Below are 20,526 nucleotides of genomic sequence, written 5' to 3'. Positions count from 1 at the left end.
ACGTGAGCGTCACCATGAATCGCTGTTGCCGCATGGCGCTGACGGTCGTACTCAGATTCTGATGTGACGCACACCGACCGCAGCGCGCCGAAGCTGGTAGCGAGCGCCGTTCATCCTGTCGTGGATCAGGTCCAAGCCCGTGCGTCGCGCAATGTCCTCGACAACCTCGTCCACGGCGCGGCCATCGGTGCCTATGTGTTCATCGAACCGCTCAGAAGCGAGCGCCTGCACACAGCGAGGGATCTGGCGCAGCGCCCAAGTGTCTTCCCTCCCCGCAAGACGACCGAGCCAATAGCCGCTGCGTGTCCGCAACCGTTGCCGCAGAGTCTCGGGCGATGCGATGAGGGAAAAGTGCCTGACGTCGACGTTCTCGGCCGACAGTCCGGTCATGATCTCGTCGAAGTAGGCCGGGTTCACGAGCGTCATCGGAACGATGACCGGTCCGTCGCTTACGGCCACCGCGTCAGCAAGCGTCCTGACGACGGCCGACCGCCACTGAGGTCGGTCCTGGAAGTCGCCCCGTGCGTGGGCAGGAAGCATCTTGTGGAGTGCGAATCCGATGAACTCGGGATCCGCGACATGTGAGGATGGAGCACGGCGATGCAATTCGAACGCGGTCTGCGTCTTGCCTGCACCGAATGCACCGTTTATCCAGATGAGCACTACACCGAGTGTAGTGGCAGTGGTTCTTCCCGGCTGACACTGCAAAGTCCGGCGATGCAGAAACGAATCGTGCTCGGCCGCCTTGTGTTCCGGGCCGCCTCGCGAGTCTCTGGAATCTTCGAGTTGACGATCGGAGCTGGGCCTCGACCTGACACACAGCCAGGAATATCGGGGCCGCCGATGAGACGGCCATATGCCGGACGGGAACGCGCCCCGTTCGTTTCCGTGATGGGGTGAAATGCGACCGGTGGGCTCGGGCGCGCGACTGCCAGTTTCGGCACTGTACTCGCTGCCGCCACCGCGCCGACGATGCCGAATTCGGCACTGTCGGCCATCAGGAGCGGCGGCGCCAGGACACTAGACTGCAACCAGCACGGCGAGGACGTGAACATCACCAGCAATACGGCTGACCGCACGGCCGCAAAATCCCGGACCGACCACTGTGTACAGGAAGCAGAGGATCGAGTCCACCGGTGTGAGCAGCGCGGAACCGAACTATCCGAATTCCACTGGTACCGAGTTTATCCCACCACCACAGCCAACGAGGCCGCTCCCAGTCCTCGCGGGGTGACCGGAGTAGACCGCTACCTCTCGGCCCAACGAGACCACGGACCGTCACTCACGAACCTGCGCGGGAAGTCTCTTGGCGAAGCTTCGGCAGCGGCAGACAGCTGACCGAGATCGACGACGCACTCGTACTCGTACTCGTCGCGCTACCCGGTCACAGTCGAGGCCACGCGGTCGTCACCGTCGACACAGACGACGAGTGTGTTCTGCACTCGGGTGACGCCTTCTACCACCACGGCCGGCTCGACTCCATCCGGTCGACGTTGTCGCTACGCGTCAGGAAGCGCGTCATTGCCCACGATCGGCGACGCCTGCGTCGAGACCCGCGGACGGTCTTCACACGGATCGGCGTATCGCTGTGCGAGCTGACCGAAGCGAGCCACTGCGCGCACGACCAAACTCAGAAACCAATGCAGTGCAGCGGAGCGAGTCGGCCAGCTCGCAGAGCGGCGAGCACGAACTCCTCATGCGGAACCATCGGAGTCGGAAGCTCATCTACATCGAACCATCTCAGAGCTGCCGCCTTTTCCGGTTCCATCAGTCGCGGCTCGGATGACCAGCGACGGCATTCGACAAAGAAGTCCACTCGGTGATCCTTGTAGGAGAGACCGGGAAGCTCCTGGCGATGCAACGTCGTCAGCGCCACGAAATCAGCGGCATCAACCGCAATTCCTAGCTCTTCGGCACACTCACGAACACCGGCGTCGAAGAGCGACTCACCCCGCTCAACATGTCCCGCCGCAGCATGAGCCCAATACCCGTCCAGGTAGCCGGTCCCCTCCCGCAGCTGAAGCAAGACCTGCTCACGCCCGCAGTACTCGCGGCGGAAGAGCACGTAGACAGCCGGCACTACCTGAAAGCGATGGTTCACTCGTCCTACGCTAGCGGGCACCAGCCGCACGCAACGCCCGGGGCGGTGAGCATCTGCAGCCGCAATGCGCTACGAATCACCAGGTGTCCTCGTTGACGTCACCCAGATGCACAGCCACACAACTTCCGCCGTCGCTGGCGAGAACTGAAGGCAGCAAACGAGCCATATCCTTCGGCCGCACAGTCTGATCGGTGCCGGCCAGACCCTAGGCGGCCGGGTTGCGTTCTCGTCGATGGCATCCGACAACCCGCCCGCTGCCGAACTCTTCCGTCGCCTCGCCGCCGATGCTGGCCATCGTGATCGACGACCCCAGCGCAATACTCGGCACCCCCAGCGCGAGCGCCGAACATATCGAACGTGCCGGTCTCCGCGTCGTCGAGATACACGACGAACAGGCGCGCTTCACCTCTGCCGATTCAGGCAATGCGTGGGCGGTGCATGAGCGGATGTACACAGAACAACTCGCAGCGCTCTCGCACGATGCCCGCGCAGAGTTCGAGCATGATTTTCGATCCAAGTTGTCCGAGACCGTCGGTGCCGATCGAGCCGGCGTTCTGTACTGCGTCGCTCGAAAACCGATCTGATCGCATCGTGAGTTGTGACGAGGTGAGCCGATGGCATGTCCCCGGCGCCCTTCCGCGGGATGCGCCGGCATATCCGATCTCATCTGCGAGATGGTGTTCATCGCGGCCTGTGCACAGTGCGGCGGTCGTCGACAAGGCGAACACCCGGTCCTGAGATCAGGGGGCTGCACGGACTGCGATCAGCCACGGTCGATCGGGGTGTACCGGAGCAGGTTGGAGTCCCGCTCCTCGAAGCCGAGGTTACGGTAGAGACGGTTGGCTGCCTCCCGCGACGCACGCGAGGTCAGATCGACCGTCCGGGCGCCAAGTTCGGCTGCCCGGTCCATCGCAGCGCGGGTCAGCGTGGCACCGGCCTGCTGTCCCCGTGCTTCGGCGTCCACCACCACGTCCTCGATCCAGCCGCGGACTCCGGTCGGAATGGGAAAGACCACCAGTGTCAGGGTGCCGACAACGCGGCCGTCCAAGCGGGCGACGAAAAGCGTGTTCGCGGGGCAATCGACCACGGTGCGGAGCGTCTCGACTGTCACCGGTGGGGCCGAGCGGGACAGTTGAGGAACGAGACGCGCGAAGGCGTCGACGATCTCGTCGGTGACGTCGCTGACCTGTTCGATTTCCACAGCCATGGTTCTCCTCGGTGAAATGCGGATGACCGCGTCGGATCCCGGGGGGCAGTCCGGCGGACCAACGATATCCAGTCCGATCTCGGCGGCGCGAATCCACTCCGCGACGTAGCCGAAGGCGACCAGTTCGTCGACGACATGCTGGAGTGCAGACCCGGCGAGCGCGTCATCCCGGACTTGCCCAGCCAGCAGCCGGAACAGCACGCTGAGGCCCATTCGCCCGTCGCCAGCACCAGACACCGACCACCAGCTGGCTGAGGCCGTAGCCGGTTCGCCAAGGCTCGGCGGCGCTGCCACTGGAGGTATTCCTTCGATGAGTCAACAGTCCAGATCAGTCGGAATCGACCTCGATGCTGTGGCAGATGGCATACTCCCCTTCGCGCTCACCCTTCTACGGGACACAGCAGCTCCGGGCCATTATTACGCGAGTTCACCGCGGTAGACACCTCATACAGATCCAGATGCAGCTCCGGGAACGAATTCAGCAACGGGTAAACAATGTTGCGATAACCAATGATCCCTCCCAGTCATTCGCCAAGGCCAACTCAGCACACGTGTGCGGGACGGCCGATCGCGAGCACCCACATCCCAGCCGACCTGTCGGCAGCGACTCCCGCCCGGGGCACATTCGACAACCAGCACATCAGCAGGCGTGAAACCCAGAAGCTCCGCCGCACACAGATACCCTTCCGCGCAAGACTTTCCGACGGCCACATCGGTTCCATCGACAATGACCCCCGGGTCAGGAATCCCCCGCTGTCCTGAACCGCGACAGCAATGTTTGCCGACGTCCGCTCGTGACCGATCCCCAACACTCCTTCGGCAATGAAGCAAGCAGCGAGGCTGCGGCAGGAATTGCGGGGGACTGAACTCCGATGTCGTGCATCAATTTCCTGAGCACTACATATTCATCGACCGGGTCAAGATGAGGCGCTACTTCGGCAATCGTTTCGACAGGTCGTCGCCCATGTGTTGCCGACCAGGCCTCTTCGAAGGAAACCGACCGCATCCGCGCACCACCGGCTCCAAACCTGCCGGTCGGCACCATATGAGTCGATCAGAACGCCACCCACGTCGAAAAGTACGGCTCGCACTTAGCACCGCTCACATTCGAGGGTTGTAGCCGCCAGCAGCACTCCTGCCGATCACTCGAAACAAAGAAGCGTCCTCGCTCTACTCCGCCGCCCGATGCACACCATTCGACACATCATGGCCGGGAGTTCTCAGGAGCGCTCGGACCTCACGTTGGGAGTCAGCACGACCAGCGGCATGGGCCGGTCGGTCTTGGACTGGAAGTCCGCCAGCAAAGGGTTGTTGGCCAGCACCCAGCTCGCGAACTCGTCGTAGTCCGCGCCTTCGAGAGCCCTGCCGGTCGCCTGGTAGGTGGTGTCCCGGAGCTCTATGGTGACCTGAGGATTCGCTTTGATGTTGTACCACCAGGCCGGGTACTTGTCCTCGATGAACGAGCTGACAAACATAGTGTCGCCCCGGTACAGAGGCCCCAACGGAGTCGTGTGCCGCTTGCCGCTCTTGGCTCCCTTGGTGGTGAGCAGGATGAGATCCCCGCCTGCGTAAGCACCGCCCACCTTGCCCGAGTTCTCCCGGAATTCCTTGATCACGTCATCGTTCCAATTCGCGATGCTGCCTTCCTGGTCCCAAGCCTGGTTCCACGGCGCATTCGGATCGTCATAGTCGGTGATGTCGGCCTGATCGGGCTGTCCCGTGGTCGAATTGATTTCGCTCATGATGCGAGTGTGTCGCGGATATAGGACGATCAGCGTCCTGAATGTGGCCGCAGGCGCGGCACACCGATGATCGTGGCCAGGCGGTTCTGTATGATTCCGAAAGGCTCGAGTCATTCCGCCACGGTTCTCCAGACTCGACAGCGTCAACGTCGTGACCCATTCACGGACTGCCGATCCTGCATTCACCCAGTCGCACCAGTGCAGGGTGATCCGTCGGTCCGACCGCTCTGCTACTCTCCATCGCTGTCAAGGGGGGACACATGCCGAATCATGCCTTGAGAGTTGATCTTGATCGACTCTCACACCTGTCGGGCCGGCTCGACCAACTCGCACGAAGCGCCGAAACATTGAAGGTCATACCGCACGAGCCCTGGATCGACGCTCCCGCAACGAGCCTGTCGTCGGTTCGGGCCGTCATCAGTATCTCCACCGACCTACTCGACACAGCGCTGGTCGCTGCCGTCACCGAACGGTTCGAGGAAACCGCCGACGTCATGCGCCAGGCCGTAGCCCAGTACAGGAACGCCGACGACAGCATGGCCGAACAGCTTGCCGCAACCTATCTGTCGGCCACCGGCGCCTGGACCACGGGCAGCGACGCATGACACCGACCCGAACCCAGGTCGAGAATTGGACTCCCGGATCGCTCCTCACCTGGAGTGACGGCTGGCGAAGCTTCGGAACCAGCATCGAATCCCTCTTCGACGACTACGTCGCCCACGTCGAAAAGGTCGACGGCGAATACTGGGAAGGCATAGCCGCTGAAGCCGCCTTCGAGCGCGCACACAACGACCGCACCACCGCACGCACCATCGTCGACACCCTCGAACGCGTAGCCGAAACGATCACCACCGGGTACCACGCGATCAAAGGCAACCTCGACGTTGCGCGCGATGCTCTGGCCACCGCCCAGGAGAACTGCTTCACCATCACCGACAACCTCGAAGTGATCGACCCCCGCACCGAGGATGACGCGGACCGCGAAGCGCTCCGGGCGGGACTACAGACCAACCTTCAGCGTTATGCCGGCCTCGCCGAACAAGCAGATTTCGACCTGACGCGCAGCCTTGAAGAGGCGCGTACCAGCCTGCGACTCGCATTCACCTCCGCGGCCGCACTCGGCGACACCCAGGCCACGGCAGACGCCGCTGCCCTCGCAGCCGGCGATGTCGGCCCCGAAACCCTGCACCGCATCGTCGAATCGGGAACTCTCACGCCCGAGCAACTCACCGACCTGCGCGCTGGCGAACCTACCTCGATTCCGGCCTCTCAGATGGAATATCTCAACACCGTCGCCCGCTCACTCGACACTCTCAGTCCACACGAGTTGGAGCAGCTGATCTCGACCCTGCCGGACGACGCACGAGCAGGTCTGGCCAACTCGTTGCAGATCATCTCGACCGGCACCGTCACCGTCGCGACCAGCGGAGACCCCGACGTCCCCGCCCGAGGCGGCATCGACCTCCTCCCCGAAGGCATTCGCGACTCGTTGTCGCGGGAGGACCGCGTGGTCCACAGTGTCGAGTCGATGGGAGGAACTGCCCTGCGGCAGACCACTCTCCACGGCGTTCCGGACACGAACGCAATCGCATCGATCGTCTCCGCAGGGGACGGCGAGTACCGCAACGGCAGCGAGCTCGACAAGCAGCTTCTCGCTGCCGGTCGCGAGTATCTCGATGCACAAGTCACACACGATCAGGATCCCCAAGGCAACATGACCATCTTCGAGGTCGACGGCCACACCCCTGGAGATCCGTACCTCGACCCGATATTCGCAGCCGTCTCCGACGATCGAGTTGCCATCGAGCAGGCAGTCACAGACCCGAACGGATCTGAGTTCGTACGAGACGTCCTCACCCACTCGTGGTCTGACGAATCCACGGTGCAGCCGATGTTCCACTTCGACGAACTCGAAGGCGCCGTGCAGGATTCGAACGATCCCGTCGATGTCGCGGAAGCAACCCGGAGCGGACAGATCATGTCGGCGGTCGCATCTGCGATGAGCACAGATGCTGCGTGGCAGCAGATGTCGAGCATTCCCGGCACAGACCACCAATCGATCGGTGAGGTGAATCCCGAACTGGTGCGCACCATTTCCCACAGTATGACGCCGTACATCCAGAGCCTCGTGAACGTCGAAGTACCTGATCGGCCCGGCTTCGACACTGAGGGGTGGACGGACCCCGAGGGTTCCCGAAGCTACCGTGGATCCGCCAACGTCTTCGCCGCGTTGAGTACGGATGAGGAAGCTGGGACGCACTTCCAATCCCACGTCCTGCAAGAGTCCGTCGCGGCCCAGATCCGATTCGGCGAGAACCCGGATGCTCCGAATTCGAACCAGCATCTCGCCAACGCCGGTCAACTCTTGGCGTTGACCGACAAGGGCATCGAAATGTCGATGCAAGACCGGTATGACGACGATGCCGCTCGCGACCTGGCTGTGTACGAACAAAAGGCAAACGCCTACAACGCTGTAACGTGGCTCGGAGGTCATGTTCTCCCCGGCACTGATTTGCTCTTCGACACTATTTCCGCTGGCGGAGAGCCAATGAAGGAATCGGTGATCGGCCCCAAACCCGACCCCGCAGCCGAAGCTTACGTGAATCGTCCAAATTTCCAGCGCCTCAGCTACTTTTCCCTGGCGGCTTTTCAAGACTTCCCAGAAGATCTTCGAACCAAATATCGCGATGTATTCGAGGAAAACGGAAATGTCCGTCCTTACGATGAGCTCTTTTCAGTATCTGGCAACACCGCGAGTTGGTCAGCTACTGACTATCTGCTCGCCAATCTGTTGAGCGAATCGGGTAACCAGTACGGTCTTCGTCTCGCGTATGACGAAGTCAAGCCACCTAGTTGACCACCACAGGTCCACGCGCATCCACGCACCACAACAGATAGCCGAATCGAGACTCTATGGCCCACCTCAGTCGCATCGCGATCGCCGTCACCCTCGCTGCACTCGTCAGTAGCTGCACTACCCAACCGAATTCACACGCCCCTGGCGACCGGGACACACCACCGGATTTCCAACCGATCTACACAAGCTCATGGTCTGCCGAACCCGGCATCGACCTGCTCAGCCGTGAAGCAGAACTCATCCGAGCCGCATTCGAATCCAGCTGGCAAACAGAGATGTACTCGATCACAAACTCCTTCCCCGGATACCGCGAAGCCATCGGCTATCCCCACCCCTCCATCCAGAACATCGTCCGGGGAGCCGACGCGGGGAATACCGACTGGGACCAGGTCGACGAACACACTATCCGCTACCACATCACCGAACTCATCGAAACCCCCACGGACATCACCGCAAGCATCTGCGACGATATCGTGTACACCGAAACCACCACCAACGACCACATCACCCGTCACGGGCTCTCCTGGACCGCCTCCCTGCACAACACTGCCGACACCCCGGGCCTCCCCGGCATCCCCGACACCGACCGTGCAAACCATGACTCTCGCGCCCGACGCACCCCCGACTGGAACGTTTTCGGCACCTGGAGAATCACTCGTCTGATCCCACAAGGCCTCAACACGGAGAAACACGTTGCCGAACCCGCCTGCACCGACTGGTGGCTGGCAAATCACCCAGACACACTGAAAGTTGGCGGCAACACCACGTTCCGCGCGGCTGGCGTCGTTCCCGGAACCCCCCTCGCTCCGCAATTCCCCGAGTGGATCGGACCAGCGGAGGGTCGATGACGACGCAAACCGATCCAGTCACATTGTCGAGTGCAGTGCCCAGCGACGACCGAGGGACTTGCGTCTGCGGGCCGGTCTGGTCAACCGACGCGCTCGAACAACGACACAATGATCCCGTCAGGCCCACGCACATAAGCCATCCGCACGCTGTTCTCGTACTCACCGATACCACCGATAAGTCCGTATCCGTCCGCGGCTACCGCATCGATTGCAGCCTCGAGGTCGCCGACTTCGAAAGACACATTGCGCAATCCGACCTCGTTGGCCATCGCCGCCGGCGATCCGGGCGCGTGAGCGGGCGTGATGAAGCTCGAGAGCTCGAGCCCGACTCCACCCCCGGGCGGCCGTAGCATCACGATCTCGCAGCGAGCGCCGGGGATGTCGCAGACGGTCTCCACGAACTCGCCTTCCACAGATCCGGTGCCTTCCACCTCGAATCCGAGTCTTGCGAAGAACGCCGTTGCGGAGGCGAGGTCCGCGACGGTGATACCGACATGGTCGAAACGCTGCACGTGTGCCATGAAGTCCATCTTCCATTCGATAATTTCGATTACCGCATCGTCATCCCTAGTTTGGGGCCGTGCGACGAGGGAAACCTGCACTCGGAGGCAAGAACTATCCTCCGCGCGATGCAAGGACAACACCGCTCTCACACATCCAGGACGGCATCCATGGCTGACGACGATACGCACACAACCGGCACAGATCAGCTCTACCTACAGAACCCTGTGTCCCGATACCCGACGATCTCGCCTCCTGAGCAGCATCAACCCGAGCCCGGACGTGAATCCGAACTGGAACCGAGGGCCGACATCGGCGAGTTCTCCTACCGTGGGACCGGTCGGCTGGAGGCTGGCAAGGCACTGATCACCGGCGGCGATTCGGGTATCGGTGCTGCGGTCGCGATCGCGTTCGCCCGTGAAGGCGCCGATGTCGCCATCACCTACCTGCCGGACGAGGAACCGGACGCGGCGAGGGTCGCACGGATCATCACCGACAGCGGCCGTAAGGCGGTCACTCTGCCAGGAGATCTCACCCGTGCCGACTTCTGCCGGGACGTCGTCGAACAGGCCGCGGAACAGCTCGGTGGCCTCGACATTCTCGTCAACAATGCCGGAAAGCAGGTGGTCGCGACCAGCCTCGAGGAACTGCCTGACGACCAGCTCGAACAGACCTACCAGACGAACATACTTGCCATGTTCCGTACGACGCGAGCAGCGTTGGCACACATACCTCCAGGCGGCACCATCATCAACACGACCTCGATCGAGGCCTACATGCCGGCGCCCACGCTCATCGACTACGCCTCCACCAAGGCGGCGATCAACAATTTCACCAAGGGATTGGCCAATCAACTGGCAAGTAAGGGCATCCGGGTCAATGCGGTGGCGCCCGGCCCGATATGGACGCCTATCCAACCCACAGACGGCCAGCCAAAGGACAAATTGCCCGAATTCGGAAAGAGCACCCCGATGGGCCGTGCCGGGCAGCCTACCGAGTTGGCACCTGCATACGTTTTCCTTGCGTCCCCGGAATCCAGCTATGTGGTGGGCTCGACGATCCACGTGAACGGCGGCATGCCGTCGCCGTAGATGCAGGTCACCACCACTGAGACAGGAGACGCTCATGTCCACCACTTTGACCGCAGACGATCTACGGAACCTTCTCGACTCCACCCTCGCAGATCCTGCACTCGTGCTCGACGAAGGCCGGTTCCGAGTCGTAGGCGCCGAAGACATGACCGAACGGCACCGCGCCTTCGTCGTGCTCACGCAGAAGCAGCTTCGTGATGAGCTACCGAGTGATCAGGAGTACGACGAAACTGCTCTCGAGTTGCGAGCAAGTTCCTTGGACTCCACCATCGCGAACCTCGGGGGATGACCGACGCTCCTGTCCGGACTCGGAAGGTCTCCTTCATCCCGTTGTCGACAACGGTCTCCTGCGGCACGGACGATCAGACAAGAGGAATCATGTTCGAACGCAACGTAGCCGAAGGCGTACACCGCATTGCGCACGCCGATGTGAATGTCTATCTCGTCGAGGACGACGACGGGATCACTGTGGTCGACACAGGTTTACCCGCCACTTTCCAGCATATCGAGTCAGCGCTCCACGACCTCGGACGCTCGCCGAGGCACGTGCGCGCGATCGTGCTGACACATGCCCATTTCGACCATGTCGGCTCTGCACGCCGTGCGCGTCGACAGTGGAGGGTGCCGGTGTGGACACACCGCGATGAGGAATATCTCGCTGCCCATCCTTATCGCTACAAGCACGAGAAGAGCCGATTGCTGTATCCGATCCGATATCCACGTTGCCTTCCGGTCCTCGGGAGAATGGCCGCGGCTGGCGCGCTCGCGGTGCGCGGCGTGACCGACGTGACCGTCTTCGGCACCGGCGCTCAGCTCGACGTCCCCGGCCGGCCTCGGGTGGTGTTCACTCCCGGCCACACGTTGGGGCATTGCGCGCTGCACCTACCGGACCGGGACGCGGTGATCTCCGGCGATGCCCTGGTCACCCTGGATCCGTACACGTGCCGAACAGGACCGCATATCGTTGCCGGCGCGGCGACTGCTGACAGCACTCGGGCACTCGCATCGTTGTCGGCGCTGGCCGAGACCGGCGCCGCGACCGTACTGCCCGGGCACGGCAATCCTTGGCACGACGGGATCGGGACCGCTGTGGAAGCAGCCCTGCGTGCTGGTCCGTCCTGACCACCGCACCTCGCCGCGCTCCCGACCGCACGGCGACGAGATCACGGCGTAGCAGACGACCTCGCCGCGAGTCGCTTCCATACCTCGACGTCGGTGCGTGGCCCCCCAGGCGTCTCGGCGCCGTATCGAGCGATCTCGCCGGGGATGTCCAAGGGGCCGACCATCGGGACACCCGGGTACAGTGCTTCTTCGATCCGCTCGTCGGGCACCAGCCAGCAGATTTCGAACTCGATTCCGTCGGGATCGCGGCCGTACAGCGCTTTGGTGGCGGCGTGGTCCGCGGCACCCGTCAACGCCCCCGCAGTGACGAGGTGCTGACGCATAGCGTCGAGGTCTGTCAGCGTTTCGACCTCCCACGCGACGTGGTAGAGCCCGACTCTGCCCGGCACGACAGTGTCCTTACCGCGCGCCTGGAACAGTCCCAGATCGTCGTCGTTGGCCGATCCCGCGTGCCGAAGGAAGGTGCCACCGGGGAACTCCCCTGCCAATCGCTCGAATCCGAGGACCTGCTCATAGAAATGCAGACTTCGTTGCAGGTTCGACACATACAGGACGACATGATTGATGCCGCGCATCCCCATCGACAATCCCTTCTCGAGGGCCCCGCACCGCGTCCGGTGCGTGAGCTGTGAACCTGCCATTCTCCATCGGGTGTCCGCCGCTGCGATCGGTCGTTCCCGAAGAGCGGACTCGCCTAACGGGCTCCTAATCGAACCTGCGGAAAATGGTGCGCGGCACTTCGAGTGCCGCGCGTGCGCCGTGTTCATCACCGAGTCGCTCGGCCAGGGTCTGCTCCGCGAGTCCCGGCGGCAATGCGGCGGAAAACTTCAGTCCCGACACCGCATTGGCCGCGACCGTCGGCGCGCGCCACGCAATCTGCGCGAGAGCGGCGGACACATCGCGTGCGGTGACATCGGGCAGCAGGCGCAACGATTTCTCGTCGATGCGTTGCCGAGGGTCGACCAGAGATGGCAACGATGCCTGCAGGGTGCGGTTGGCTGCAGTACCGGCCCACGTCCACCATCGTCCGCTGCCTTCGGATGGGAGGGCGATGACCGCTGCATCGGTATCGACCGCGGGCAGATAGCTCGCACGCAGGTCGACGAGGGTTGATTCGGCTCGTCGAGTCAGCGTGACACCGGGTGGCGTCGCACCGAGCAGCACCGATCGCATGCCTTTCGCGATCTCGTACGAGACGCCACCACCGAGTCCGGACCATTTTGCGCCTCCACCCGAGTCGATGGGTTCGACGAAACAGCGTCGCCTCGGCCAGTCGATGTGGGTGACCTTCCACGAGCGGCCGGCGAGGAGCAGGATCCGCGGTCCGTCGACCTCTTCGGTGAGCAGGTCGGTGCCGATCGTGCCGACCTCGTTGCGCCCGGCGAGCACTGTGAATTCCGGTGGTGCACTGAACACTGCGGTCAGGTCGGAGAAGTAGCGGCGGCCGAATCGTCGTTCCGCTTCGGGACCGATGTGTAAGAATTCGCCGTCGCGATCGAAAAACCCTTGCTGACACAGGAATTGCATGATGTCGTCGGAGGTGTCGTCGAAAAACGGTAGATTTCCCCACCACTGCCGCCAACTCGTCGCACCGATGCGGTGTTCCTGCAGGCACAGCGCCATCATCTGTTGTGCTGCGATGTGCCGCGGGGACGGTGGCGGCGTGATCGGCTCCACCCATCCGCGCGCCCAGCGATCCAGCATGCCGAGGGCAAGCAACTCCTGTTCGTCGTCCAGGCACAAGAACAGGCAGTTGCGGGAAGTCCCGGCGCGGCGTCCGGTCCGCCCGAGCCTCTGGAGGAACGACGCGACGGTACGAGGTGCGCCGATCTGAATGACGCGATCGAGGTCTCCGACGTCGATACCGAGTTCGAGCGTGGACGTCGCGACGATCACGGTGTCGCGGGATTCGGCGAAGGCTTCTTCCGATTGACGTCGTTCGGCGGCGGACAACGATGAATGAGACAGGAATGTGGTGATTCCGCGATCTCGCAGTGCCGCACCGAGCTCTTCTGCGCGACGACACGACGCGGCCGACCGGTTGCGCTCCCCTGCAGCCACGCCAGCAACTCGTCGGGATTGCCGACCGTCGCCGACGGCCCGATGCGCTGAATGTCGCGACCGGCGACGCGGGCAAGTCGTTCGAGGACGGCGAGCAGATGCCAGCCACGGTCGTCCCCCGCGAAAGCGTGGACTTCGTCGACGACGACGGCGCGCAGTCCCGCGAACAGCACCCGCGGATCGACCTTCGTGGACACGAGCATCGCTTCGAGTGATTCGGGGGTGGTGAGCAGGATGTCCGGTCGCTCCCGCAGGATCCGGGTGCGCGCAGACTGGCCGACGTCGCCCGTGCCACACGGCAGCACTGCGGCCAAGCCATTGCGCATAGCCGTGTAGACGTGGCTGAAGGTTGTTCAGCAGCGCCCGCAGCGGGCACACATACAGCACCGAGGTACCCTGCCAGTCGTGTTCGGCCATAGATGACAGCAGAGGGAAGGCCGCGGCTTCGGTCTTTCCGCCGGCCGTGGGAGCCAACACGAGAGCGTCATCGCCGGCGAGGATCGGTGCGACGGCAGCAGCTTGGGTAGGTCGCAGGCCGTTCCAGCGCAGCGTGTTCGCGAGGTGGTACTGGACTCCGGGGTGGAACAGGCCGAAGGAGTCGTCAATGACGAGGCGTCCTGCTCGGTCGCATGATGGTCAGGCACGTGGTCGATCTTTCGTGGTTGCGTGACTCGAAGCAACTTCACCTCGTGCCGCACGTCGACGAACAGAGCATCTCGCCTAACAGTGCAGTTCACTGTGAGGAACTGCCCCCAGGGAGGTCGTCGATATGTCCAGAGTTGAAGATCGCTACCTGGCCGGCGATGTCGACTTCGAAAGCGCCGAGGCCTATGCACCCGACGGTCGATCGTCACGAACTGCTTCCGTTCTTGCAGACATTCGGCGCCGCCAGGCGTCCCAATGTAGGTCTATCGCTGCACACGGGTCCGGACGATGGCCGACACGTGTCGGCGGGAACTTCGGACGGCAGCACCTAGCATCGCCCAGCGTTGGGCGCGCACAATGCGCGCCGCACACCCCGATCTCGACGGTCTCGTCTACCGCGGATGGTTCACCGGCGCACTGTGCATCGCATTCTTCCCACCCGCTGCTCATGCCGTTCCTGCTGACTTCGAGATGACTCTTCCCCTCGATCACTCTGGATTCGATTCCCGACTTGCCGAGGCTGCTCACCGCATCGGCCGCGTAGCCGAATAGTCGGCATCGATATCGACGTCGAATCTGGAAAGATGCGCACAGCCATTCCAGGTCTCGTAGATGCTTGCCACAATCAAGGAAAGGGAGGAATCGTGACTCGACCGGATGCTCGGCACTACAACTACCGGGTTCAGTGGTCGCCGGATGACGGCGAACACATCGCGACCGTACTCGAATTTCCTGGCCTGTCGTGGTTGGACAGCCATCAGAACCATGCCTTGGAGAGCCTTGTCCATCTGGTGGACGACGTCATCGACGATCTTGCCTCCAACGACGAAGTTGTTCCCCAACCACTCTTTGAACTCTTCCGCAGCGGAACGCTATTCGTATCCGACGAAGCGATCCGGAAGTGGGCGGACGAAGCGGAAACCGACTATGACGTCGAGACACTTCACAAACGCGGCCGCCCCACCAGCGGAACCAACCGTGGAGAAGTACTTGCTGTACCGATCGATGGGGCATTGATGGACGCCTTGAAGGCGCGCTCGGAACGTGAGCACCTCTTGCGATCCGAGGTGATCAGGGAAGCGGTACGCGCCTGGGTCCAGATCGAGTGAAAACACACAGATGGGTGCTCGAACACGTGATCAACGACGAAACGCGCGTCCACACGGAGGAATACCACAACTACAACACCGACCTCGATGACGACAACCCGGCATGAGGATTTCGATTGGGCCGGTCCCCATGAAGGGCTCCTCGACGACCGACAAGCTCGCCCCGCTGAGCATGACCCACCGTCATTGCATTGAACGCGACGGCCTGAGGTCGAACCGTTCGGTAAGGAAGGTCCTGATTTGCGCCGCTGTCTCAGCCGGACGTTCGAGGTGTACCAGATGCCCGGTATCCGGTAGATCGACACGGCGAACATCGGGGACCATCGCCTCAATGACCTCGGCTATCACGCGAAAGTCCTCCACATCATCTGCGCCGGTGATCAGCAGTACCGGTATGGCCAGATCGCCCAAATACTCGATGTGGGGCTGCGACGGTGGTATCTCCCGATCCGCGTCCAACCAGACGCGGCACGCATCCGCCGCGATGGCAGCCCGCAGCTGGGCGGCCGTCGCCGGATCGCGGCGGACAGTGGCGAACAAGGGATGGTGGAACCACATGTCCCTGGCCCGTTCCAGGTCTCCGTTCCGAGCAGTCCGGGTCAACTCGAGCCAACGATCTCGCCAGGCGTTCGACCAGTCCCAGTCGGCGAGTCCCGGACTGATCAGCACCAGCCGATCGACCCGATCCGGAAAGGCGAGTGCAAAGTCGACCGCGATCCGCCCACCCATCGAGACACCGGTCAGCGCAGTGAGCTCGACGTTCAATCCGTCAAGCAGCGCAGCCAAGTCGTCCGCGTGGCGGAACCGTGCAGTAGTTCGATCCTCGGATGCACCACACCCGCGTAGGTCATACCGCACACAGCGGTTCGTCGCGGTGAACTGCGGCCACACCGGATCCCAAGTCGAATGATCCCCACCCGCCCCGGCTACCAGGACGTGCGGTGATCCTTCCCCGGTGACCTCGGCCCATAACTCGACGCCCGTGGCTGCGGTGATCCGGTGCACTTCCGGCACATCATCTCCTTGGTCGATGTCTTCGCCAAATACTCACCACACTTGAGGAATCAAACGTCGATCGCCAGCGAGGATTCGCCGAATCCGGCACCTAGTCACGGCGCCACCCGCCGCACCAATTCCCGTTCGATCTCCCTAAACCTGGCGATGCGTGCCTGACCACTCGCAGTTCGATCGAAGCCCTGCTTCTGCTCGTCTCGGATACGCAGTCGCACAGCCGAGAGCAACCGCCTGCCCTCGGTCAGCTCCGAATTTTTCATGCTTCGAACAGGCACCTTGCCGTCCTTCTGCTTCTTCTTCGGTGCACTTGCCCTTCGCCGGCCGGATCCACGCTCGCCCGCCGGGTGAGGTGAACGGGAAACCGCGCCGCTTACATTGGGCTTCTTCTCCGACGACATACTGCGCACATTGTTGAGAGTCGTGCGCGCTGTCGCTGCTATCCTGCGTTGCTGCTCCTCGGCAGGACTGCCCGAATGGATGGAGCCTCCGAGTGGACGAAGTCCCTTGGCTGCAAGATAGCTCTCCGCCGCTGCAATTATGCGTTCGAGCTTTGCGCACCGCTTGCAGCGCTTCGGCTTCGACCCGGCAACAGCATTCGACTCGCCACACCAACTGCATTTCGCCACGCGGCGGGGACTCTGTGCAGTCTGTCGAGGTGCATCCGGATCGACGACGCCACTCCCTGCTGCGTCGCGCGCACCCCATACCGGAGTCCGCGCCTTGACACCCGGATCGCCAGTGTGCAAATGCACTCCAGTTCGACGAGCCCGAGCCATCCAGCCTCCCAACCGAGTACCACTACGCACGTGTCCAGGAAGATACCGCGGTCCTATTCGTCAGTCCACGTTGAAACCCGCCACAGCACCGCCATATGACGTGCCGCTCACCGACATCTACCCGTCGTCCGATTTGGCCGAGTTACCCGCTACTATCGCGGAATGAAAGAACGGCGCAGCCGAATGTGGAAGTTACGACAAAGGTTCGGGCGCTCCGTTCGTACAGAAGTGGCACAGACCAACGATGCCGATACACCGGCGTCCAGCGAACCGGACTCAGAGACACCGCCGACCGACGAGATTACTCCGTCCGTCGTGGTGCCCCTGGCCGAGGATCAGGCGATGGTCGACCTTCCGCACACTCACTTCGACCGCGAGCTCGAGCAGTATCGCCTCGCCGAAGAAGTATTGGCCGGGCGCCGCCGAGAGCTCCAAGCAAAGATGGACGAGTGCCGCGACGGCGGCGATCTCTTGGTCGACTATCAGCGCTATCACAGCAGTTTTCGCCAGGTAGACGCACAGCTCGTGGAGCTGGTAGCCAGCCGAGGCCGGTACACTACGGACCGCGACCGTCTCGCGTCCTGGGGCTCCACCGATGACTGGGTAGTCGCCGGATCGATTGTGACCATCCGATATCTGGATGGTGAGCAGTCCACGTTCGTACTCACGGAGCGGCCGATCGACACCGAGTACGAAACCGTGTCCTACGAGTCTCCGTTGGGCAAAGTGGTTCGCCGACGCAAAGTCGGCGACAAGGTCTCGCTGCCTGCTGGAGCTCCACTCGTCATTGTCGATATCATCCCTGGATTCCGGGTGGACTCACGCGCCGCGGCCGGGGATCGACCAGTGGCTGCGGACAACTCCGCTCAGCCGACTCCGCCCCACCAAGCACCCGCAGCAACCGACGCTGGCCGATGGATCGGACGCCAACGATGCAGCGACAAGGCCTATCGCGACGAGATGTATAGCAGACGCGCCGATCCGAATGTGCGATCGATCAATTCGTACGTCGATCAGCTCAGGTCTGAACGTCCTGGAGTTTTCATTCCCTATGTCGCGCCGACATATGGCGGCGTGCATGCTCGGTTGCTCACTCTGATGCAAGACCCTGGCCCGAAAACCGATCCCGCCAATCACAATGGGTCGGGGATGATCTGCCTCGAGAACGCCGATCTGACGGCAGCCCGACAGAAATACTTCATGGGTCAGGCAGGAATAGATGTTTCACAGATCGTTTCTTGGAACGCGTACCCGTGGCCGAAGCCTCATCCACAAACGGACGCTTCCGACCGTGCTGCGGCGGCCGCACTTCGCGGTTTCCTCGAGCTCCTTCCCCACCTGGAGGTCGTGATCCTCAATGGCGTCGTTGCAAGACGAGTCTGGAGAGTGATGAACGAGCTCGATCCATTAATCGCAGCCGGAGTATGGGAGTTCCCCACCCGTCATACGAGCCCGAAAGCCGTGGATCCCGCCAAGCGGTCCGTCGAGTACATCGTGGGTGTGAACCAAGATCTGCGCGAGAAGTACATCGCAGCCGGGCAGAAGCTCGACCGAACCTGAACTACCGGCGGTCAACAGGGGTTATAGGTCCAGGTCGATGTCATCCGCGTTGACGACTTCACTTTCTGCGGCAGACATCTCCGACGCGGCGATCTTCACGTCGTAGTCGGTATACGGATCGAAGTCGGGGTGCAGCTCGATCACGTCGAGCACGTCGACGAGCTTGCGCAGAAACAAGCACGGCGCGATGCCGACACGACCACCGAGCCCACCGGCGACCGCGGACGCGAAGCGGCGGAGGAACTCGTCGTCTGCCGTGGTTCGCACACGATCAGCGGACTCGATTCCGCTGCAGAACAATTCGCGAACCCTACCGCCAAGCTCGACGAGTCGATCGAGATCGAAGCCGGTCAGCCGCAGTTGCGGGGCACGCGGGTTGTCGAAGCGTGGGTCGCGGGAGAAGTCGGTGTGCAGCCTGTCCGCGAGCGGCGGCAGCAACTGGATGCCCTGGCGTCCCTCAAGGAATGCGGGAGTGCCGGTGATCAGCAGGTACAGGCCGGGGAAGTGTCCGTCGTGGACCTCGTCGACGAGTTGCCGCAACGCGTTCAGCGCCTTCGCGCGGGCATCCGACCGCACCCGCTGAAGGGTTTCGATCTCATCGAGGACGAGCACCAGACCGGCATTGCCCGCATCGGCGAGGACGGCGAGGAGCCCACGAAGGAATCCCAGCGCAAGGAAGTGGTCGAGGTCGCCCTTGATCCCCGCTCGGCATTTGACGGCCGCCGCGAGGTGGGGCTGCCCGCCGAGCCACGCGACCAGGCCGTCGGCGCCATCGTTGTCGCCCTCGGCGAGCATCCGACGGTAGGCGCGGATCGCCATCGGAAAAACCGGGGCTCGGGTGGCGACGTCGGAAAGGCGGCGCTCGAGCAGTTCGTCGACGCTCACGCCCTGCGTGGTGGCGTCGTCTTCGATGGTGAAGAGCCACGCGTCGAGGATCGGTCGCAACGCGGACGGCGGGATCGAGGCAGTCCGTAATGATTCGATGCTGCGTCGGTACACGGTTTCGAGTTTGTGCAGTGGCGTGTCGATCTCGTTGATCTGCACTTCCGCGACCGCGAATCCGCGCTTCATGGCGCGGTCAGCGAGCCAGCGAGCGAAGAACGTCTTACCCGAACCGTAGTCGCCGCGCACGGCCTTGAACATCGCACCGCCACGGGCGACGGTTGCGAGCACGAACATGGCTCAGCATCGATCGCCGCATGTCACGACGGGTCGAGCGAGGACGGCAGATTCATCTCGGGTAATGGCGGCGATCCCGACGAGGCGCTGCGGGTCACTGTTGTAGGCCATGTCCGCGACTTTGCGCCCGAGATGGCCGGTCATGCTTGCCGGAGCAGCGCCACCGCATCGTTCATCGCATAGCGATCCACCAGTAACGTCAAGACTTCCTCGACGCTCATGGCCGGGTTGCTCAACCGCGCGGTCATCGATGCGACCGCCTGCCGCGCCACCACCGGTGATACCGCGACAGTATCGGCGGCGAACTCCGCCGGGGACAAAATCTGGATATGTTCCGGCACATGGTCTGCAGGAAAATCTCTGATGTTGCTGGTGACGATCGCACCGGCCCCACCGACCACCGCCGCAGCCACCACATGATCGTCATCGGGATCCGGCAGACCATAGGAACCGACCAACGGCTCCCACTCGCTGACCATCGCGTCATCGAATGCCCGTCGCATCTGGGAGACCAGGCGTGACGCGGTGGCAGCAGCATCTGCGGCGCGTGTACCCCGAGCCTCGAGTTTGACAGCCTCGTGGAACTCCAGTTCTTCCAGGATCGCCTCGGACCACAACGGCCGGTACAGACCTTCGATCGCCAAGGACAGCAGGAAATCCCGCTGCCGGCTGGGCCACAGCACCGACGTATCGAGGACAACCGCGAACATCCG

20 protein-coding genes and 1 pseudogene are annotated in these 20,526 nt (G+C 62.6%); 10 read left to right on the top strand and 11 right to left on the bottom strand.

Translation table 11 applies throughout. From position 1 onward, the window contains the following. Positions 1-51: 51 nt before the first annotated feature. Positions 52-663 carry an AAA family ATPase gene (locus ACSYG9_RS23210; protein WP_440124683.1) on the bottom strand — a complete coding sequence of 204 codons (612 nt, stop codon included), beginning with the start codon at positions 661-663 and terminating at the stop codon, positions 52-54. Positions 664-1,630: 967 nt separating this feature from the next. Beyond that, positions 1,631-2,101 (bottom strand): NUDIX domain-containing protein, encoded by a 471-nt coding sequence (locus tag ACSYG9_RS23205; RefSeq protein ID WP_454840082.1) that lies wholly within the window; start codon positions 2,099-2,101, stop codon positions 1,631-1,633. A gap of 296 nt (positions 2,102-2,397) precedes the next feature. Between ACSYG9_RS23205 and ACSYG9_RS23200 the strand changes: the two genes are divergently transcribed. Then, entirely contained in the window at positions 2,398-2,685 is a 288-nt protein-coding gene (locus ACSYG9_RS23200) for a hypothetical protein (protein ID WP_454840080.1), read from the top strand. Positions 2,686-2,864: 179 nt separating this feature from the next. Here the strand turns inward: ACSYG9_RS23200 and ACSYG9_RS23195 are convergent, their stop codons facing one another. Both ACSYG9_RS23195 and ACSYG9_RS23190 read right to left on the bottom strand, forming a co-directional pair. After that, positions 2,865-3,545: a GNAT family N-acetyltransferase gene (locus ACSYG9_RS23195; protein WP_454840079.1), complete on the bottom strand. Its 681-nt coding sequence runs from the start codon at positions 3,543-3,545 to the stop codon at positions 2,865-2,867. 983 nt (positions 3,546-4,528) lie between these two features. Further along, complete coding sequence (locus tag ACSYG9_RS23190) at positions 4,529-5,050, bottom strand: nitroreductase/quinone reductase family protein (protein ID WP_454840077.1); 522 nt, start codon at positions 5,048-5,050, stop codon at positions 4,529-4,531. A 260-nt stretch (positions 5,051-5,310) separates the two neighbouring features. On the opposite strand from ACSYG9_RS23190, the gene ACSYG9_RS23185 reads away from it, so the two are divergent. The 3 genes from ACSYG9_RS23185 to ACSYG9_RS23175 are packed head-to-tail and all read left to right on the top strand — an operon-like array spanning position 5,311 to position 8,755. Beyond that, on the top strand, positions 5,311-5,655 hold the full coding sequence (locus ACSYG9_RS23185) for a hypothetical protein (RefSeq protein ID WP_454840075.1): 345 nt from the start codon (positions 5,311-5,313) through the stop codon (positions 5,653-5,655). Beyond that, a complete protein-coding gene (locus ACSYG9_RS23180) occupies positions 5,652-7,907 on the top strand; it encodes a TPR repeat region-containing protein (RefSeq protein ID WP_454840073.1) in 2,256 nt (751 codons plus the stop codon). Before ACSYG9_RS23185 ends, ACSYG9_RS23180 begins: the two co-directional genes overlap by 4 nt. A 56-nt stretch (positions 7,908-7,963) precedes the next feature. Continuing rightward, positions 7,964-8,755, top strand: a complete 792-nt coding sequence (locus ACSYG9_RS23175) for a hypothetical protein (protein ID WP_454840072.1) — start codon at positions 7,964-7,966, stop codon at positions 8,753-8,755. An 80-nt stretch (positions 8,756-8,835) separates the two neighbouring features. On the opposite strand, the gene ACSYG9_RS23170 is transcribed toward ACSYG9_RS23175, so the two are convergent. Beyond that, complete coding sequence (locus tag ACSYG9_RS23170; protein WP_454840071.1) at positions 8,836-9,276, bottom strand: VOC family protein; 441 nt, start codon at positions 9,274-9,276, stop codon at positions 8,836-8,838. 150 nt (positions 9,277-9,426) lie between these two features. Between ACSYG9_RS23170 and ACSYG9_RS23165 the strand changes: the two genes are divergently transcribed. The 3 genes from ACSYG9_RS23165 to ACSYG9_RS23155 all read left to right on the top strand — a co-directional run bounded on the left by ACSYG9_RS23165 (position 9,427) and on the right by ACSYG9_RS23155 (position 11,469). After that, positions 9,427-10,347, top strand: a complete 921-nt coding sequence (locus ACSYG9_RS23165) for an SDR family oxidoreductase (RefSeq protein WP_454843029.1) — start codon at positions 9,427-9,429, stop codon at positions 10,345-10,347. Positions 10,348-10,381: 34 nt separating this feature from the next. Continuing rightward, positions 10,382-10,636, top strand: coding sequence for a hypothetical protein (locus ACSYG9_RS23160; protein WP_454840070.1), 255 nt, complete (start codon positions 10,382-10,384; stop codon positions 10,634-10,636). An 89-nt stretch (positions 10,637-10,725) separates the two neighbouring features. Beyond that, positions 10,726-11,469 (top strand): MBL fold metallo-hydrolase, encoded by a 744-nt coding sequence (locus ACSYG9_RS23155; RefSeq protein WP_454840069.1) that lies wholly within the window; start codon positions 10,726-10,728, stop codon positions 11,467-11,469. 41 nt (positions 11,470-11,510) lie between these two features. Here ACSYG9_RS23155 and ACSYG9_RS23150 read toward each other — a convergent pair whose 3' ends face one another. Then, positions 11,511-12,050 carry a VOC family protein gene (locus ACSYG9_RS23150; RefSeq protein ID WP_454843028.1) on the bottom strand — a complete coding sequence of 180 codons (540 nt, stop codon included), beginning with the start codon at positions 12,048-12,050 and terminating at the stop codon, positions 11,511-11,513. 124 nt (positions 12,051-12,174) lie between these two features. Continuing rightward, positions 12,175-14,136: pseudogene (locus ACSYG9_RS23145) on the bottom strand (DEAD/DEAH box helicase). A gap of 396 nt (positions 14,137-14,532) precedes the next feature. On the opposite strand from ACSYG9_RS23145, the gene ACSYG9_RS23140 reads away from it, so the two are divergent. Together ACSYG9_RS23140 and ACSYG9_RS23135 are read left to right on the top strand one after the other, a co-directional pair. Next, positions 14,533-14,727: a hypothetical protein gene (locus tag ACSYG9_RS23140; protein ID WP_454840068.1), complete on the top strand. Its 195-nt coding sequence runs from the start codon at positions 14,533-14,535 to the stop codon at positions 14,725-14,727. A 32-nt stretch (positions 14,728-14,759) separates the two neighbouring features. Continuing rightward, positions 14,760-15,284: a hypothetical protein gene (locus ACSYG9_RS23135; RefSeq protein ID WP_454840067.1), complete on the top strand. Its 525-nt coding sequence runs from the start codon at positions 14,760-14,762 to the stop codon at positions 15,282-15,284. A gap of 183 nt (positions 15,285-15,467) precedes the next feature. Here ACSYG9_RS23135 and ACSYG9_RS23130 read toward each other — a convergent pair whose 3' ends face one another. Both ACSYG9_RS23130 and ACSYG9_RS23125 read right to left on the bottom strand, forming a co-directional pair. Next, positions 15,468-16,175 (bottom strand): alpha/beta fold hydrolase, encoded by a 708-nt coding sequence (locus ACSYG9_RS23130; RefSeq protein ID WP_454843027.1) that lies wholly within the window; start codon positions 16,173-16,175, stop codon positions 15,468-15,470. Between the two features lie 218 nt (positions 16,176-16,393). Beyond that, positions 16,394-16,696 (bottom strand): hypothetical protein, encoded by a 303-nt coding sequence (locus ACSYG9_RS23125; protein WP_454840066.1) that lies wholly within the window; start codon positions 16,694-16,696, stop codon positions 16,394-16,396. A gap of 606 nt (positions 16,697-17,302) precedes the next feature. Between ACSYG9_RS23125 and ACSYG9_RS23120 the strand changes: the two genes are divergently transcribed. After that, entirely contained in the window at positions 17,303-18,634 is a 1,332-nt protein-coding gene (locus tag ACSYG9_RS23120) for a GreA/GreB family elongation factor (protein WP_454840065.1), read from the top strand. A 21-nt stretch (positions 18,635-18,655) separates the two neighbouring features. Here the strand turns inward: ACSYG9_RS23120 and brxD are convergent, their stop codons facing one another. Beyond that, positions 18,656-19,813 carry a BREX system ATP-binding protein BrxD gene (brxD, locus tag ACSYG9_RS23115; RefSeq protein WP_454840063.1) on the bottom strand — a complete coding sequence of 386 codons (1,158 nt, stop codon included), beginning with the start codon at positions 19,811-19,813 and terminating at the stop codon, positions 18,656-18,658. A 140-nt stretch (positions 19,814-19,953) separates the two neighbouring features. Next, entirely contained in the window at positions 19,954-20,523 is a 570-nt protein-coding gene (locus ACSYG9_RS23110) for a PIN domain-containing protein (RefSeq protein ID WP_454840062.1), read from the bottom strand. Positions 20,524-20,526: the final 3 nt, after the last annotated feature.

Source organism: Rhodococcus sp. SJ-2 (assembly GCF_053750035.1).
This window is presented reverse-complemented; position numbering and strand designations above follow the sequence as displayed.